Source organism: Kitasatospora sp. NPDC057542, from assembly GCF_042801945.1.
Taxonomy (GTDB): Bacteria; Actinomycetota; Actinomycetes; order Streptomycetales; family Streptomycetaceae; genus Kitasatospora.
This window is the reverse complement of the sequence record NZ_JBHVFE010000779.1, coordinates 1-2,033: the sequence shown is the minus strand read 5'-3', so window position 1 is coordinate 2,033 and position 2,033 is coordinate 1. Positions and strand designations below refer to the sequence as shown.

Annotated in this window: 2 protein-coding genes and 1 tRNA gene; 1 reads left to right on the top strand and 2 read right to left on the bottom strand. The window is 76.6% G+C overall.

The features are described from left to right. Nucleotides 1-136 (bottom strand): zinc ribbon domain-containing protein (locus ACFU7Y_RS43395; RefSeq protein WP_380771968.1); only part of this gene is annotated, 136 nt, incomplete at its 3' end. Nucleotides 137-306: 170 nt separating this feature from the next. Then, entirely contained in the window at nt 307-1,713 is a 1,407-nt protein-coding gene (locus ACFU7Y_RS43390; protein WP_380771966.1) for a hypothetical protein, read from the bottom strand. A gap of 192 nt (nt 1,714-1,905) precedes the next feature. Between ACFU7Y_RS43390 and ACFU7Y_RS43385 the strand changes: the two genes are divergently transcribed. Further along, nucleotides 1,906-1,977, top strand: a tRNA-Val gene (locus tag ACFU7Y_RS43385). The last annotated feature ends 56 nt before the right edge of the window (nt 1,978-2,033 follow it).

Genomic DNA, 2,033 nt, shown 5'->3' with positions numbered 1-2,033 from the left:
CGGCAACGGTGGACAGCAGCTTCACGGTGTCCTCGTGGCCCTGCGGGCAGACGGCGGGGTCGTTGGCCTGGGCCATCGGGCGGCGGAGCTCGAAGGTGGCTCCGCAGGAGCGGCAGCGGAAGTCGTAGCGAGGCATACCGGCAGGGTACCCAGCGGGGGTGTCCACCGGTTGCCTGGTCCGCGGATCGGCCGGCTGCCGACCGCCGGGCTGCCGATCGTCTGGCTGGCGTTCGCCGGGCTGCCGACCGTCTGGCTGGCGCTCGTCTGGCGGGCGCCCGCCCGGTCTGCCGCTCGACCGGTCCGCTGCTACCGGTGGCCGCCGAGGTCGCCGCGGATCAGCCCGATCACCCGTGCCGCCGTGTCCCGTACCACCGCGAGCTCGGTCAGGAAGTGCCAGTAGTCGGGGTGCCGGCCGGCCGCCTCCAGCGAGGCCACCGCGCGGTCCAGCCGGGCCACCGCCTCGTCCAGCGGGGCGGCGTGCCGCGGGTCCGGCGCGGTGCGGCCGGCCATCGCCAGCCGCTGCGCGTCCCGGATCGCGAAGCGGGCACGCTCGATCTCCCGGTTGGGGTCGTGCTGCACCTCGTTCAGCTGCCGCAGCCGGTCGTTCACCGCGAGCACCGAGCCGTCGGCGGTCTCCAGCAGTGCGCGGACCGTCCCGATCGCGGCGGTGGCGTCCGCCCAGCGCTGCTCGTCCCGGGCCCGGGCGGCCTCGGCGAGCTTGCGCTCGGCGGCGCGCCCCGTCTCCGCGACCTGGTCCGGCACCCGCTGGAGGTCCTGCCAGCAGGCGGTGCTGAAGCGGCGGCGCAGTTCGCTCAGGGCGGGCTCGACCGTCGCGGCCTTGGTCTCCAGCGCCTGGATGCGGGTCCGCAGGCTCGCCACCCGCCGGTCGATCTCCCGCGCCCGCTCCGGCAACTGCCCGGCGTCGGCGGCGATCGCCTCGGCGCGCTGCTTCACGTCGTCCGCGCGCCGCAGGGTGTCCGCGACCCCGTGCCGGGCCGGGCCCTCGTTCAGCCGGCCGAGCTCGGGCGCCAGTTCGGCCAGCCGGGCCGCCAGGTCGTCCGCCCGCAGGCCGGCGCCGCGCGCCTCGTCCAACGCGGTGGTGGCCGCGAGCAGCGCCCGCTTGGCCTGCTCCACCGCCGGGGTGACCCGCATCAGCTGCTGCTCGGCGTGCTGGACGGTCGGCTGCAGGCGCCGCAGGAAGTCGTTCAGCTCCGCCCGGGCCGAGCCGAGCTGGCCCTTCACGTCCTCCAGCCGGCGCTTGGCCTGCGCGGCGGTGCCCGCGTCCAGCGTCTCGCTGTCCAGGTTGTGGGCGTCGAGCGCGGCCAGGTAGTTCACGGTGACCTGCTCGACCCGGCCGGAGATCGCCGCCAGGTCGGCCAGCGCGCGCTGCGCCGTCTGGCCCTCCTCGGCCGCGCGGACGGTCTCCACCGCGAGCTGCACCTCGCGCTGGGTCTCCTCCAGCTCGTAGAAGGCCTCCTGGGCCGCCGCCCGGGCCTCCCGCGCCTGCGCCCGTCCGCCCTCACCGCCGCGCCGGCCCCACCAGCCGCCGCTCCCGGCCGACGCCAGTGCGACCGTCCCCAGCGCACCCGCCAGCACCACCGGCAACACCAACGCGTCGGTCAGCGCACTCCCCGCCCGACGCCGCCCCCGCCCGCTCCCGCCGGCCACCGTCACTGCGCGCTCCCTGCTCCGACCCGCTGATCCGGCCTCCATTCTCTCCGATCCCCCCACCGGCCCGTCACCCCCTCCCACCCCACGGCCCGCCCCCTTCCCACCCACCCGCCGCGCCGCCCGCCCGGGCGACTCCACCGCCTCGCCCGACGCCCCATCGGACACCCGGCCCACACCACCCCTCGGGACCAGGTACCCTAGGCACTTGTCGTGCGCCCACCGGGCCACGGCGGGGGGCGCGTAGCTCAGTGGTAGAGCGCTGCTCTTACAAAGCAGATGTCGGCGGTTCGAAACCGTCCGCGCCCACCCTCCGAACAGCAGGAACCGAGGCTGCGGCCCAGGTCGGGACAGGTGTCCCGACC